Source organism: Bradyrhizobium sp. MI1.3, assembly GCF_055811695.1.
The window spans coordinates 81,111-94,833 of record NZ_JBVVPQ010000029.1; the positions used below are offsets into that span (position 1 = coordinate 81,111).

The 13,723-nt window shown below is 63.7% G+C and carries 19 protein-coding genes; 6 read left to right on the forward strand and 13 right to left on the reverse strand.

The features are described 5' to 3' along the window. Positions 1 to 145: 145 nt before the first annotated feature. From AC0L3A_RS21915 to AC0L3A_RS21930, 4 genes are read right to left on the reverse strand one after another with little or no spacing between them, the layout of a single operon-like run. A complete protein-coding gene (locus AC0L3A_RS21915; RefSeq protein ID WP_007603258.1) occupies positions 146 to 574 on the reverse strand; it encodes an HIT family protein in 429 nt (142 codons plus the stop codon). Between the two features lie 51 nt (positions 575 to 625). Then, positions 626 to 1,867, reverse strand: a complete 1,242-nt coding sequence (locus AC0L3A_RS21920; protein WP_083870077.1) for a GNAT family N-acetyltransferase — start codon at positions 1,865 to 1,867, stop codon at positions 626 to 628. 54 nt (positions 1,868 to 1,921) lie between these two features. Continuing rightward, positions 1,922 to 2,668, reverse strand: coding sequence for a glycerophosphodiester phosphodiesterase (locus AC0L3A_RS21925; protein WP_007603262.1), 747 nt, complete (start codon positions 2,666 to 2,668; stop codon positions 1,922 to 1,924). A 5-nt stretch (positions 2,669 to 2,673) separates the two neighbouring features. Beyond that, complete coding sequence (locus AC0L3A_RS21930) at positions 2,674 to 3,141, reverse strand: RidA family protein (RefSeq protein WP_007603263.1); 468 nt, start codon at positions 3,139 to 3,141, stop codon at positions 2,674 to 2,676. Positions 3,142 to 3,373: 232 nt separating this feature from the next. Between AC0L3A_RS21930 and AC0L3A_RS21935 the strand changes: the two genes are divergently transcribed. Then, positions 3,374 to 4,219 carry a cell envelope integrity EipB family protein gene (locus AC0L3A_RS21935; protein ID WP_007603264.1) on the forward strand — a complete coding sequence of 282 codons (846 nt, stop codon included), beginning with the start codon at positions 3,374 to 3,376 and terminating at the stop codon, positions 4,217 to 4,219. A gap of 64 nt (positions 4,220 to 4,283) precedes the next feature. Beyond that, complete coding sequence (locus AC0L3A_RS21940) at positions 4,284 to 4,685, forward strand: RidA family protein (protein WP_219684926.1); 402 nt, start codon at positions 4,284 to 4,286, stop codon at positions 4,683 to 4,685. Positions 4,686 to 4,726: 41 nt separating this feature from the next. On the opposite strand, the gene AC0L3A_RS21945 is transcribed toward AC0L3A_RS21940, so the two are convergent. The 3 genes from AC0L3A_RS21945 to AC0L3A_RS21955 are packed head-to-tail and all read right to left on the reverse strand — an operon-like array spanning position 4,727 to position 6,731. After that, a complete protein-coding gene (locus AC0L3A_RS21945; RefSeq protein ID WP_354128551.1) occupies positions 4,727 to 5,134 on the reverse strand; it encodes an ACT domain-containing protein in 408 nt (135 codons plus the stop codon). Further along, complete coding sequence (locus AC0L3A_RS21950; protein WP_473255176.1) at positions 5,134 to 6,423, reverse strand: DNA polymerase IV; 1,290 nt, start codon at positions 6,421 to 6,423, stop codon at positions 5,134 to 5,136. The genes AC0L3A_RS21945 and AC0L3A_RS21950 overlap by 1 nt, the downstream gene beginning before the upstream one ends. After that, positions 6,420 to 6,731: a DUF3572 domain-containing protein gene (locus AC0L3A_RS21955; protein WP_473255177.1), complete on the reverse strand. Its 312-nt coding sequence runs from the start codon at positions 6,729 to 6,731 to the stop codon at positions 6,420 to 6,422. The genes AC0L3A_RS21950 and AC0L3A_RS21955 overlap by 4 nt, the downstream gene beginning before the upstream one ends. 240 nt (positions 6,732 to 6,971) lie before the next feature. Here AC0L3A_RS21955 and AC0L3A_RS21960 point away from each other — a divergent pair, with 240 nt between their 5' ends. The 3 genes from AC0L3A_RS21960 to AC0L3A_RS21970 all read left to right on the forward strand — a co-directional run bounded on the left by AC0L3A_RS21960 (position 6,972) and on the right by AC0L3A_RS21970 (position 9,318). Beyond that, positions 6,972 to 7,337, forward strand: coding sequence for a response regulator (locus AC0L3A_RS21960; protein ID WP_007603272.1), 366 nt, complete (start codon positions 6,972 to 6,974; stop codon positions 7,335 to 7,337). A 14-nt stretch (positions 7,338 to 7,351) separates the two neighbouring features. After that, positions 7,352 to 8,725: a PleD family two-component system response regulator gene (locus AC0L3A_RS21965; RefSeq protein ID WP_007603275.1), complete on the forward strand. Its 1,374-nt coding sequence runs from the start codon at positions 7,352 to 7,354 to the stop codon at positions 8,723 to 8,725. A gap of 446 nt (positions 8,726 to 9,171) precedes the next feature. Further along, complete coding sequence (locus AC0L3A_RS21970; protein ID WP_473255178.1) at positions 9,172 to 9,318, forward strand: hypothetical protein; 147 nt, start codon at positions 9,172 to 9,174, stop codon at positions 9,316 to 9,318. Positions 9,319 to 9,640: 322 nt separating this feature from the next. On the opposite strand, the gene AC0L3A_RS21975 is transcribed toward AC0L3A_RS21970, so the two are convergent. The 6 genes from AC0L3A_RS21975 to AC0L3A_RS22000 form a co-directional block, all read right to left on the reverse strand. Further along, complete coding sequence (locus AC0L3A_RS21975) at positions 9,641 to 9,910, reverse strand: hypothetical protein (protein WP_473255179.1); 270 nt, start codon at positions 9,908 to 9,910, stop codon at positions 9,641 to 9,643. A gap of 14 nt (positions 9,911 to 9,924) precedes the next feature. Beyond that, positions 9,925 to 10,131: a GDCCVxC domain-containing (seleno)protein gene (locus tag AC0L3A_RS21980; RefSeq protein ID WP_007603282.1), complete on the reverse strand. Its 207-nt coding sequence runs from the start codon at positions 10,129 to 10,131 to the stop codon at positions 9,925 to 9,927. Next, positions 10,128 to 10,328: a hypothetical protein gene (locus AC0L3A_RS21985; protein WP_007603283.1), complete on the reverse strand. Its 201-nt coding sequence runs from the start codon at positions 10,326 to 10,328 to the stop codon at positions 10,128 to 10,130. Before AC0L3A_RS21985 ends, AC0L3A_RS21980 begins: the two co-directional genes overlap by 4 nt. Before the next feature lie 436 nt (positions 10,329 to 10,764). Beyond that, positions 10,765 to 10,932, reverse strand: a complete 168-nt coding sequence (locus AC0L3A_RS21990) for a hypothetical protein (RefSeq protein ID WP_354158389.1) — start codon at positions 10,930 to 10,932, stop codon at positions 10,765 to 10,767. A gap of 172 nt (positions 10,933 to 11,104) precedes the next feature. Next, entirely contained in the window at positions 11,105 to 11,323 is a 219-nt protein-coding gene (locus tag AC0L3A_RS21995; RefSeq protein ID WP_007603284.1) for a hypothetical protein, read from the reverse strand. Positions 11,324 to 11,585: 262 nt separating this feature from the next. Then, entirely contained in the window at positions 11,586 to 12,194 is a 609-nt protein-coding gene (locus AC0L3A_RS22000) for a TetR/AcrR family transcriptional regulator (RefSeq protein WP_473255180.1), read from the reverse strand. Between the two features lie 129 nt (positions 12,195 to 12,323). Here AC0L3A_RS22000 and AC0L3A_RS22005 point away from each other — a divergent pair, with 129 nt between their 5' ends. Continuing rightward, positions 12,324 to 13,562 (forward strand): MFS transporter, encoded by a 1,239-nt coding sequence (locus tag AC0L3A_RS22005; protein WP_473255181.1) that lies wholly within the window; start codon positions 12,324 to 12,326, stop codon positions 13,560 to 13,562. The last annotated feature ends 161 nt before the right edge of the window (positions 13,563 to 13,723 follow it).

Here is a 13,723-nt window from a genome sequence, read left to right on the forward strand (position 1 = left end):
CCCTCCCCCCCCCCGGGGCCCCGCGCCCGGGGGGTTACACCCCCCCGGCGAACCGGCGGCCCCCCCCCCCCCCTCGGCCCCAACGGTAAGCGCGGCAACGGTCCCGGATTGCGCTTCGCTCCATCCGGGCTACGGGAGCTGAGACTCAAACCGCCTTCAACGCCGCGATCAGCTTGGTCGCGTTCTCTTCCAGCACTTTGACGTCTTCCTTGCGGCTGGCGGGCGGAAGCATCGCCACGCCGTCGTGGCGCGGCATCACGTGCATGTGGAGATGAAACACCACCTGTCCGCCGGCCGCCTCGTTGAACTGCTGCACGGTGATGCCGTCGGCCTTGAACGCCGTCATCGCTGCGGCAGCGATCTTGTGCGCGCCGCGGGCGACATGGGCGTAGTCGTCCGGCTTGATGTCGAGGATGTTGCGGGCAGGTGCTTTTGGAATCACCAGCGTGTGGCCAGGTACCCGCGGCATGATGTCGAGGAACGCGAGCACGTGCTCATCCTCGTAAACCTTGTGGCAGGAGAATTCACCGCGCAGGATCTTTGCGAAAATGTTGTTGGGGTCGTAGGCGGTCATTGCGGCGGCTCCCTAGAATTTGCGCTTACTGTCACCAGCCGCAACGAACCGTCAAGGCGCCTCGTCGGCGCCTTTGCGGAACGGGCCGAGCTCGGCTAGCTCACGTCCGGCTTCCGCGACATAGGCGCGCTCGCGCTTGAGGTAATCGTCGATGGCGCGGCGCAAGCCCGGATCGGCGATGAAGTGAGCGGAGTGGGTGGTCCGCGGCAGGTAGCCGCGTGCGATCTTGTGCTCGCCCTGCGCACCGGCTTCGACATTCGCCAGCCCGCGTTTGATGGCGAAGTCGATCGCCTGATAATAGCAGACTTCGAAATGCAGGAAGGGATGATGCTCGACCGCACCCCAGTTGCGGCCGAACAGCGTGTCCGAGCCGATGAAGTTGATCGCGCCCGCGATCCAGCGATCGTTGCGACGGGCCATCACCAGCAGCACGTCATCGCTCATGGTCTCGCCGATCAGCGAGAAGAATTCCCGCGTCAGATAAGGCCGGCCCCATTTGCGCGAGCCGGTCTCCATGTAGAACATGAAAAACGCATCCCATGCGTCTTCCGTAATGTCCTTGCCCGTGAGCCAGTGGATCGTGACCCCGGCGGCCAGTGCATCGCGCCGCTCGCGCTTGATCGATTTGCGGTGGCGTGAGTTCAGCGTCGCCAGGAAATCGTCGAAACTCGCAAAACCTTCGTTGTGCCAATGGAACTGCTGGTCGGTGCGCTGGAGGAAGCCGTGCTTGGCGAGCAGCTTCCACTCCGCCTCGCGGGCGAAAGTGACGTGCACCGAGGAAGCCTTGCTGACGCCGCACAGCGCCACCAGCCCGCTCGCCAGTGCCTCCGTGATGCGCTCGTGGTCGACGCCTTCGCGAACCAGCAGCCGCGGTCCCGTGGCCGGCGTGAAGGGAACCGAAACCTGCAGCTTCGGATAGTACCGCCCGCCGGCGCGCTCATAGGCATCGGCCCAGCCGCGGTCGAAGACATATTCGCCTTGCGAGTGCGATTTCAGGTAGCAGGGCACGACGCCGGCGACGCGACCGTCGATCTTGGCCACGAGATGCCGCGGCCCCCAGCCGGTGCGGATCGTGGCCGAACCCGATTTCTCAACGGCCGATAAAAACGCGTGGGAGACGAAGGGGTTATAGGCAGGCTTTGAGAGGCCGAGAGAATCGCCTGGAAGCCCGGATGAGGTTCCCTTGCCATGCCCATTACAAGACTTGCCGGGACTAGCGCAGGCGTCCCAGTCGTCCGGCGATACTTCGCCAATGGAAGGTACGGCCTCAAGGGTGATTTCGGATGGTGCCATCATGCCCAAGATCGTGCATTGCAGCAGCGACTTCAAGAGTGGGAAACATCAAGCCTACGGTACGAAGCCCTCGAAGATCATCTGATCCGCATGTTGTGCGACCCGCGTCCGCTGCTCGGTCGTACGCACGGTCCAGCCGAGCAGGGCGCAGCCGAACACATTGCGGGCGATCCAGGGGGCGGGGGCGGGCAGGTCGTCGACCCTGAAGGCGACGAAATGCGGCTGGGTCTGGAAGCCGTGGCGCAGGTACAGCATGCTGTCGCGCTGCTCCCGGGTCAGGTAAGCCCAGTATTCGTCCTGATAGCTCCGCTGCGCGACGATGCCGCGGGGGCGGGAGGGCAACAGCTCGCGCAGCGCCAGCACCTGGTCCGGGTCGAAGGACATGCCGACGGCGGGGCCGTCATAGGATGCCAGCACCTCGGCCATCCGCTTCACCAGCTTGCGGTCGCCGTCAAAATGGCTCTTGACCTCGATCACCAGCGGCACGCGGCCGGCGACCAGGCCGCAGAGGTCGCTGAGCGACATCATCCGCTCGGCCGTGTCCTTGAACGTGAGCGCCTTCAGTTCAGTGGCGGTTTTCTCGACCAGCGGGCCGGTGGCCTCCGTAAGGCGGCCGAGCGCATGGTCGTGATGCACCATGGCCTCGCCGTCGGCGGAGAGCTGGATGTCGACCTCGATCGAGAAATTGCCCGCAATCGCAGCCTGCACCGCGCCCGGCATGTTCTCGACGATGCCGCGGGAAATGTCGTGCAGGCCGCGATGGGCGACCGGGCGGGCTGTCAACCAATCAGGAGCGCGCATTCGCCTCAGGCGACCTCGAACACGCCTTCGACCTCGACCGCCGCATCCGCGGGCAGGGAGGCGACGCCGACGGTGGTGCGGGCATGACGGCCCTTGTCACCGAAGGCGGCGACCATCAGATCGGAGGCGCCGTTGAGGACCTTCGGCCCGTCCAGGAAGTCCGGCGCCGAGTTGATGAAGCCGCCGAGGCGCACCACGCGAACGACCTTGTCGAGGTCGCCGAGCGCCGCCTTGACCTGGGCCAGCAGGTTGACGGCGCAGCCGCGGGCGGCCGCCGCGCCCTCTTCGATGGTCACGCCGGCGCCGAGCTTGCCCTTGGCGATCAGCTTGCCGGCGGGATCGAAGCAAACCTGGCCCGAGACGAACAGCAGATTACCGGTGCGCACGAACGGGACGTAATTGGCCACGGGGGTGGGGGCCTCGTGCAGCTTGATACCCTGTTCCGCCAGCTTCTGCTCGACCGTGCCCGCCATGTCCGACCTCGTTGTCCAAAAATCCATCCGCCGGGCAGATCCGTCGCAGCCCGGCGGGCCCTGTTTCGCCCATCGTGCCGCCACATGCAAGCAACCCTCGGGGGTGGCATTTTGTTGAGGCAGGGCAGGAGGTTCAACGCAAAGGCCGCAACTTTACGTGAAACGGCCTCAGTTGCGACGCAATGGAACGTTCATTAAAATGTCGAATCTGCGCTTTCCCCAGGGACCAGACATGCTGCACCTTTTCCGGACTTCGCTCGGTGTGACGGCGCTCGCGGCGGCCGCTCTCGGCCCCGGAGGCGGGGCGCTAGCCGCGAACGGTCCGTTCCTCGCGCATCAGGCGCTCTATGATTTGAGCCTGGTGAAATCGCGCTCCAATTCGATCAACAGCGCGCGCGGCCGCATCCTCTACAATTTCACCGGAAGTTCGTGCGAGGGCTACACCTCCGAATTCCGCCAGGTCTCCGAGCTCGACAGTGGCGAGGGCAAGGTCACGCTCAGCGACCTCCGCTCCAATTCCTGGGAGGACGCCGGCGGCAAAAGCTACCGCTTTAAGATCGAGACGCGGATGAACGAGGCGGATGCCGGCCGGGTCGACGGCTCGGCGGAGCGCGACGGCGACCACATCAACGTCAAGCTGAAGCTGCCGGCGCCGAAGAACTTTACGCTCGACGGCAAGATCGTGTTTCCGACCGAACAGATCCAGCGCATCATTGCCGCCGCAAAGGAGGGCAAGTCGCTGCTCGAGCTCTCCGTCTATGACGGCTCCGACGATGGCCAGAAGGTCTACAACACGCTGACCGTGATCGGCCAGCCGATCCCGGCCGAGCGCGAAGGTTCGCCCGATCCGTCGACGTCAGATGAGCACATGAAGTCGCTCAAGCGCTGGCCCGTCACCGTCAGCTATTTCGACCGCGAGGCCCAGCAGAAGGAAGGCGAGCAGACGCCGGTCTATGCGATGGCGTTCGAGCTCTATGAGAACGGCGTCTCGCGCCAGCTCGTGCTCGATTACAACGATTTTGTGATTTCGGGCGCGATGGGCAAGTTCGACGCGAAGGACAGCAAGCCCTGCAATTGAGGGCTGGCCTGCAACGCGGTCTCTGGCTAGGCTCCCTCCCAACCACAAACATCCGGGAGGCATCATGCCCAAGCTCGATCATCTCCGCCCCAGCGGCCTGCATCACAATCCCGCTTATTCGCATGTCGTCACTGCCACGGGGGCGCGGACGATCTACATCTCCGGCCAGGTATCGGTGGACGAGGAAGGGCGGATCGTCGGCGAGGGCGATCTCGCCGCGCAGACCACGCAGGTGATGCAGAATCTCGGGCACGCGCTGAAAGCAGCCGGCGCGAGCTACGCCAACATCGTGAAGATCACGACCTTCGTCGTGAACTACAAGCCGGAGCTGCGCCCGATCATCGGCAAAGCTCGCTCGGTCTTCTTCGAAGGCATGGAGCCGCCGGCGAGCACGCTGGTCGGCGTCTCGGCGCTCGCCGCGCCGGAATGGATGATCGAGATCGAGGCGGTGGCGGTCGCGGATTGAGATCTTTCCCGTAGCCCGGATTGCGCTGCGCTTGATCCGGGCTACGAGTGCGTAGCCTTGGACATCTCTTGCAGAAGAACCATCGCGTCGTCCGCCCTGTCAGCCGGCACAAATAGATGATCGTGGTGAAACGCCGAAACGGCGTTCACGCTGATGCCGGCTGCGGCGAGGCGTGCCGTGATTGCCGCCAGGAAGCCCACCACATCGAGTGCGGAGTGAACCGTCAGGGTGATCAGGCACGATGCGAATGCGTACCGTAGTCCCGCCGCTTCGGCCTGTTCGCGTGGGATCACGAGCGTCGTTCCTTCCTGCTCGCGGAACGTCAGCAAAGGGCTGAGCGCTGCGGGAATCGACTGGCCTGTCGGGATCGTGCAGAACACGAAAATGCCTGGCCGCATCTCCGGCTTCACGTGTCTCAGCAGCGCGTCGAGGTCGCGTTCGCCTGTCATCACTCCTGCGCCTTTTCCGGCCCCTCATACGCGATGCCGCGGATCACTGCGGCGCTGCCGAATTTCTTGCGCAAGCTGTCCACCGCGCGCTCGGCGTGGGCGGCGCGGCGGTCGAGCATGTCGGTGTCGTCGGCGACTGAACCCTCGCGCAACGCGCTGACGCCGGCGCCCATCAGACGGAAGGCGGTGCCGTCGATCTCTTTCGCCAGCATCTCGCGGCAGATCGAAAAGATCTTCGCGGCAAGCTGCGTCGGGGCCGTGATCGACTGCGAGCGGGTCCGCTGGCGGAAATCCGCGGTCTTCAGCTTCAGCGTGACGGTCAGGCCGGCGAGCTCGCTGCTCTTGAGGCGAGACGACGTCTTCTCGCAGAGGCGCCACAGTATCTTCTCCAGCGTCGCGAAATCGCGGATGTCGGTCTCGAACGTCGTCTCGCTCGAAATCGTCTTGGCGCCCCGATCGGGCTCGACGCGGCGGTCGTCGATGCCGCGCGCGAGCCGCCACAGCCTGCGGCCGTCGCTCGGAAACTGCCGCATCATCTCGATCTCGTCGGCCTTCTGCAGGTCGGCGATGATGCGGAAGCCGCGTTGCACCAGACGCTCCTGCGTCGCGGGTCCAACGCCGAAGATGAAACCGACGGGCTTCTCCGCAAGCATCAAGCGCGCTTCCTCCTGGTCGAGCGCGGCAAACCCGCGAGGCTTGTCGAGGTCGGAGGCGATCTTGGCCAGGAACTTGTTGCAGGAGAGGCCGACCGAGACGCTGATGCCGATGTCGCGCTCGATGTCACGTGCGAACCGCGCCAGCACCTTGGCCGGGATCATGCCGTGCACCCGTTCGGTGCCGGAGAGATCGAGGAACGCCTCGTCGATCGAGAGCGGCTCGACCAGCGGCGTCAGGGCCTGCATGGCCTGGCGCACCTCGCGCCCGACCCGGACATATTTCGCCATGTCCGGCGGGATCACGGCGGCATGCGGGCAGGCTTCCAACGCCTTGTACATCGGCATGGCCGAGCGCACGCCGTAGGTGCGCGCGATATAGCAGGCGGCCGACACCACGCCGCGCTTGCCCCCGCCGATGATGACGGGCTTGTCGGCGATGTCAGGATTGTCGCGCTTCTCGACGGTCGCGTAGAAGGCGTCGCAGTCGATATGGGCGATGGTCAGGCTTGCGAGCGCGCGGTGGCGGGCGAGGCGGGGGGAACCGCAGGCGGAACAACGCCGCACGCCGATATCCAGATCGGCCGAACAATCCCGGCAGAAGCAGCGGGGCCCGGCCGTCTCCAGGGAGGTCACGGCACGTCGCGCTCCCAATTGCGGTCGCCGAGCGCGTCGCCAAGAACCTGCCGCGCTGCGGCAACGTTGGTCGGATGCAGTTCCGCAGTGCTGGCAAAGGCCTTCACCGTGGCGTCGTCGCGCATCACGAAATCGAGCACGCTGAGCAGGAAATTGGGGTCCGAGGCCGCATTGCGCAGCATCTCCGGGCCGACCCCTGTCTCGGCCAGGAACAGGCCCAGCCGCTCGGGTTCGCTCGCGACAAAAGACAGCGCCTGAAGCGCAACGATTTCAGCGACTTCGCGCGGGTTGTGAACAGGCTTTTTCACGTGGCCGGTTTGCCTTTCCGTTAACTTTCGGTGTCTACTTTGGGGTCACCATGCCCGAGTCTCGTTCCTGAGTCTTGTGACCCCGACAAGCAACTGGAAACCACATCGCAGAAAGTCGGCCCTCGGGTTTAACGAAACTCAAGCGAATTCGAGGCTAGTTTGAATCCAGTTTTCGAAGCGCCGGCGACCGGCGCCTGAGGCGTCACATGCATCGGTCTGCGGACCAATCAGGAGGGCGGGATGGCTAAGACCGTCCTGATCGTGGAAGACAACGAGCTCAACATGAAGCTCTTCCGCGACCTGTTGGAGGCGCACGGCTACCAGACCACCGGCACCAGCAACGGCTACGAGGCGCTCGACCTCGTTCGCAAGATGCGGCCCGACCTCGTGCTGATGGATATCCAATTGCCGCAGGTCTCGGGCCTGGAGGTGACGCGCTGGATCAAGGACGATCCGGAGCTGCGCAGTATTCCCGTCGTCGCCGTCACGGCGTTCGCGATGAAGGGCGACGAAGAGCGCATCCGCGAGGGCGGCTGCGAAGCCTATTTGTCCAAGCCGATCTCGGTCGGCAAATTCATTGAGACGGTCCGACGTTTCATCGGATAGGAAGTGAGTTCACAGTGTCCGCGCGTATCCTCGTCGTCGATGACGTCCCTGCCAACGTCAAGCTGCTCGAAGCTCGCCTGTCCGCCGAATATTTCGACGTGATGACCGCCGCGAACGGCACCGAGGCGCTGGCGATCTGCGCCCGCGCCGAATGCGACATCATCCTGCTCGACGTCATGATGCCGGACATGGACGGTTTCGAGGTCTGCCGCCGCCTCAAGACCGATCCGGCCACGCACCACATTCCCGTCGTGATGGTCACCGCGCTCGACAGCCCGGCCGACCGCAACCGCGGGCTGGAAGCCGGCGCCGACGATTTCCTGACAAAACCCGTCTCCGATGTCGTGCTGATCGCGCGCGTGCGCTCGCTGACCCGGCTGAAGATGATGACCGACGAGCTGCGCATGCGCGCCATCACCTCGCTCGAGATCGGCATGCAGGCGCCAGAGCGCAGTGCAATCTCCGACACCGGCAAGGGCGGCCGCATCCTGCTGGTCGACGACCGCCAGTCCTCCTATGAGCGGCTGGCGACGATCCTCGCCGCCGAGCACACCATCGACGTCGAGCCGAACCCGACGGAAGCGCTGTTCCACGCCGCCGAGGGCAATTACGATCTGCTGATCGTCTCGCTCGACCTCAACAATTTCGACGGCCTTCGGCTGTGCAGCCAGGCGCGCTCGCTGGAGCGCACGCGGCATGTGCCGATCCTGGCGATCGCCGACCCCGAGAACGCCACGCGGCTGCTGCGTGGGCTCGAGATCGGGGTCAACGACTATCTGCTGCGTCCCATCGACAAGATCGAGCTGCTGGCGCGTGCCCGCACCCAGATCCGCCGCCGCCGTTACACCGACCATCTGCGCGACAACGTGCAGAACTCGATCGAGATGGCGATCACCGATGCGCTCACGGGGCTGCACAATCGCCGCTACATGGAGAGCCATCTCGCGACGCTGGCCGAACAGGCCGCGACCCGCGGCAAGCCGCTGGCGCTGATGATCCTGGACATCGACTACTTCAAGTCGATCAACGACAATTACGGCCACGATGCAGGCGACGACGTGCTGCGCGAATTCGCCGTGCGGGTGCGCAAGTCGATCCGCGGCATCGATCTTGCCTGTCGCTACGGCGGCGAGGAATTCGTCATCGTGATGCCGGAGACCGATCTCCACGTCGCCGGCATGGTCGCCGAGCGCCTGCGCCGCTCGATCGCCGGCGAGCCCTTTGCAATTCACAAGGGCACCAAGCGCATCGAGGTCACGATCTCGATCGGCCTGACCACGCTGGAGCAGAAGGGCGAGGCGGTTGGCGACGTCCTCAAGCGCGCCGACACTGCGCTGTACCGCGCCAAGCACGACGGCCGCAATCGCGTGGTGTCGCACGCGGCGTGAGGCCGCTCGCACAGGCCGGCGCAAAAAAAACGCGAAAACAACCCCATGCACAGTAGCCGACGCTAGTCGGATCAATGGCTTACGTCGGCCGCAAAACGGCTGATGCTGGACCGCAATGCCGTTTGACTCGTCGGGCAAAACAGGAGCATGCTGCTAGCATTCCGAAAATCCCACGAACTCTGCTGTCATTCCCCGCGCAGGCGGGGAATCCAGTACGCCGCGGCGTCTCGGCTCAAGCGATGGAATCCATGTGGACCGAAAGTCCGGGTTACTTCTGATCGACGTTGCTGGTCCCCGAACCTGGCGTACCGATCGGCAAGCCGTTCGCCGCATGACCGACGCCAACGCCCGGCGCACTGACGGCTCCTGGAGTTTGATCTTGCGGAAGCGTCTTGATCCCCGTCCTTGCTTGCTCAGCGGGGCTCATCTGGTCCCTGTTATCGCTGTTGGCACCATTGGTCGCCGTGATGCCGGACCTGTCGCTCCCGTTTGGCGTGCCGATCTGTGTCGATCCGATCGCGGTGCTGCCCGCGCCCGAGCTGCCCGGTGCGGCCGGTGTGCTCGCGGTGTTGCCGTTCGGCGTCGGGGGCTGAACGTTCGGGTTGGTTGGAGAGTTATTGGTGTGAGCGCCGGTTGAGGTTGCGTTTGTGCCCATGCCGGATGGGGCCGAGGGACCTCCATTGGCGGCGCCAGACGTGCCAGTGCCTGCACCTGAGCTCGCGGATGATCCGGACGCGCCGCCGCTCGCGGCCGCGCCACCCGCGCCACCACCACCTCCGCCGCCTTGTGCGAGGACCGGTGCGGCAACAGCGAAGGACAGTGCGGCTGTAAGAAGAAGCGATTTTCGATTCATGACCTTCTCCGGTGTAAAGAAGGTCAACTACGCCGAAATGGCGATTGTTCCTTTCAGTTCGGTCATTCAGGTGACCGCTCCCGGATTTCCGAGAGAGGCTGTTTCATATGGCGCGTCAGGCAGCCTTTTCCTTGAGTTCGAAGTCCATCGTCCAAGTCGATTTTCCCGGCCGCGTGCGGAATATCCATATCGTCACGCGAGTCCATGTGGATGGTAGTCATCGTGGCAATCTCCAAAAGAATGAAAAAAAACGCCAGATGCTCCCTTGGGTTGTCGTGACGTGTCAAGCATGCCGCAAAACGCTCGCACCACTCCTCTTGTGCTGCATCCACTCCCTTCAGGGCAGCTAGTTAGAGCAGCCCGTGCCGTTCTCTTGAACCGGCGGACAGGGAACGGTGCCGAAGGAACAGAACACGCAGCAGTCGCCGGGGAGCGGCTTCAGACGCTCGCCGCAGCGTTTGCAGTCATAAAAGAACTGGCAAGCGTCGGTCGGCATGACCTCGGCAGCAGCGTGACCGCACTTGGGACACGTGATCGTGGAGTTCAGGATCATTTACCAGGCGCGTGGCAGACACCGAGCAAGGATTGCCGGCGAGCCTTCTTCTGATCGGTCACCAGTTTTATCTTCTCTCTCAAAACGAGGATTTCGGAATATTCCTTTTGGATCTCTCGGGGGCTGCGAAGTGCTTCAAGCTGCCGGGCGGTCAGTTTTAATATCGCGGCAATATGCGTACTCTGGATGTGGTGCATAGGATCAAATCCCTTCGTCGGGTCAGCGCTGGGAGAGGCTTTAGGGGGAAGCCCACCATCCGTCGGGGAATGGCTCCAGCAAAGTCTGATCGACTTGGTTGTCGTTGTCAGGGGGGCTGATAGCTCCTGCATTCCAGCTTGGTGGCGCGAGGCGACGGAGGCGGACAGACAGGGCGCCTGGTTTACGACTTCGAAGGCGGCGCGAAGCAGGATGTGTCAAGCGTAATGGAGGCACAGCGTGGGCGCTTCGCTCTGCTTCTTCGACCAGACCTCGAAGATATTCCAATTCTGAGAGCTGAGAAGTGAGTTCGCTAAGTTGTTGGGCATAAAGGATTGCGCGAGAGCTTCGCATGGATGTTCTCCCCAGCACAAAAAGAACTATCGGGAAAAAATGGCAATCTACCATAGGTAAACATCGGATTTCAATACGTCAGGCTCACTGCTTCAGGATCGCGGCTTCGGCCAGCGCGTCCATGACGCGATGAAGAAGATGCGGCCAGGCGGGAGGCAATTGAGACAGCAAAAGGAACCCCAGCTTCAGGGCGGTGAAGCTGGGGCTGTTGAGCTGCCTTGGCGAAGCAGCTGCCCCCTTGGGGAGGGCCACGGGAAAACTTGGCAATCGGTAAGTCGTTCCCAGCCGAACAAAAATGAACCCCAGCTCCGGGGGCAATGGGAAGAGCTGGGGCCCGACTGGACTGCATTACCGATATAGGAATGGGCGTCGGAAAAATTGGTGACCGGCGAGCCGTTTCAACTGCGGTGCTGCCGAAAAATGTTTAGCGGCCTCTGTCGTCCTTGCCGTTGGGGCTGCCATCGCCGCCGCCGTTACCCCAGCCATTGTTGCCGTGGTGGTGATGGACCGCGCTCGCACCCGATTTAGCAATTGCATCGGACGTGAGGGAGGTGGAGAGCAGCAGCGTTATAGTTGGAGGTGTCACGGCTGCGAACTTTCCGCAGGTCTTTAGAAATTCGCGGCGGTCGTCCTGGTCAGGCATGGGTTCTCTCCGGGGCTGGCGGAAATATTAAATACGATAAATCAAATTAAATCAATTTAACTATGTTAATAGGCTCGGTCACGAAGTGCGGCCATAAGTTGCGGCACCAGCTGTTCGCTCTTCGCTACTCCCTCAGGGATACCGGCGCGCTCCCTTCAAGAGATCGAAATCAAGCTCGGCCAACGGGTTGGCCGCTGGAGTGCGTGCTGGCCTGCCCGGCCTTCTTGCGGCGGGCGGATCGGATTCTGATCTCGTAGCTACTTCAGGGATGCCGGGCCGGCCGTTTGCCTCGCTTCACCGCAGTCTCATCTCCCATATCCACCCCCGCATTTCGCAATAACACCGTCGCCGCCTCCTTCGCGGCACGCGCCATTGCGGGGTCGTCGCGGACGAGGTCCTGTGCGATGGAGCCGTCGACCAGCAGCACGAGCTGCGTTGCGAGCGCCTCTGCATTCGTAACGCCGAGCTCGTTGAGGCGGTCGCGAAACCAGATGCGGCGGCTTTCCTTGAAGGCGATGGCGATCTTCTTCACGGCACGATCCGCCGGGCCAAGCTCGGCGACCGCATTCACGAATGGGCAGCCGCGAAAGTCCTTTGCGGCGAAGCGGCGCTGCAGCGAATCGAAGGTGGCGAGGATCTGCTCGGCCGGAGGCTTGTCCGAGGGGCGGGGCTGCACGAAGCGGCGCTCCAGATAGGCCGCGATCAGCGCGTCCTTGGAGGGGAAGTGGTTGTAGAGCGTGCGCTTGGAGATGCCGATCTCGGCCGCGATGGTGTCGACGCCGATGGCGCGAATGCCTTGCAGATAGAACAGCTTGTCGGCGGTCTCGAGGATCCGCTCTTTCATCGTCTGTGGGGCGGGCGGGGGAGCCATGCGGCGGTGAATGTCCTGTTCGCTTGACAGTGCACGCTATCCATAGCCTAAGTACACAGGTCTGTGTAACCAAAATCAACCGATATTGCAGACGACGGCGCTCGCGCCGCGCCGATGAGGGAGACGAAAATGCCCCTGTTGCAGGTCCTGCGCCCGACATTGCCCATCCTGATCGGCGCCTCGATCATGCTGACGCTGAGCATGGGGCTGCGGCAGAGCCTCGGCATCTTCATGCAGCCGCTGACCCACGACATCCATCTGTCGATCTCCGACTTCACGCTGGCGCTGGCCGTGCAGAACCTCGCCTGGGGCTTTCTCCAGCCGCTCGCGGGCGCGATGACCACGCGCTACGGCTTCCGTCCGATCATGATCGCAGGCTCGTTCATGTACATCGCGGGCCTGGTGCTGATGGCAACCGCGAACGGTCTCGTCGCCATCATGATCGGCGCCGGTGTGCTGATCGGCACCTCGCTCGCCTGCACCGCGGCGGCGATCGCGATGTCGGTGGCGGCTCGCGCGGTGCCCGCGACGGTGCGTTCCACCGTGCTCGGCATCGTTTCCGGCGCGGGCTCGCTCGGCGCGCTGCTATCGGCGCCGATTGGGCAGATGCTCAACGAGGGATTCGGGTGGCGCGTCGGGCTCGCCGGCTTCGTGGTGATGTCGGTGCTGATGATCCCCGCGGCCTGGTATGCCGGGCGTGTCGACGCGGTCCCGCTGCCCAAGCCCGCGACTGACGAGATCGTCGATGCCACGGCCATGATCGCGGCGACGACCGCTTTCGGCAACGCGTCCTTCGTGGTGATGACCTGCGCCTATCTCGTCTGCGGCATGCAGCTCGTGTTCCTCACCACGCACTTGCCGTCCTATCTCGCGATCTGCGGCCTCGATCCGATGCTGAGCGCGCAGACGCTGGGCATGATCGGCGGCTTCAACGTGCTTGGCTCGCTGTTCTTCGGCTGGGCCGGCCAGCGCTGGAACAAGCTCGCACTGCTCGGCGGCATCTACGTCCTGCGCTCGCTGGCGCTGGCCTGGTACTTTACGCTGCCGGCGACGCCTGCCTCGACCTTGCTGTTCGGCGCGATCATGGGCTTCCTGTGGATGGGCGTGGGACCGCTGGTCGCGGGCGCGGTCGCCGAGATGTTCGGCCTGCGCTGGCAGGCGATGATCCAGGGCCTCGCCTTCATGAGCCACCAGATCGGCAGCTTCCTCGGCGCGTATGGGGGAGGGGTGATCTACGATGCGCTCGGCTCGTATACGATGGCCTGGCGCATCGGCGTCGCGCTGGGGCTGGCCGGTGGCATCATCCAGATCGCGTTTGCGCTGATCCGGCCGTCGCAGCCGCCGGCGCCGGTGTTGCGGACGGCGTAGGCGGGCGTGTCCTCATGAGCGTCCGCTTTGGAGTTTACAGCGGACGCCGCGCTGCTTGGTCGTGATCGGTCGCTTGTGACCCGCATGTATGGTCCGGCCGCGCGTTGCAAGAGGTTTCGTCAACCTGGCAGATGCGGTCTTGCATCAATGTATCCGGCCTC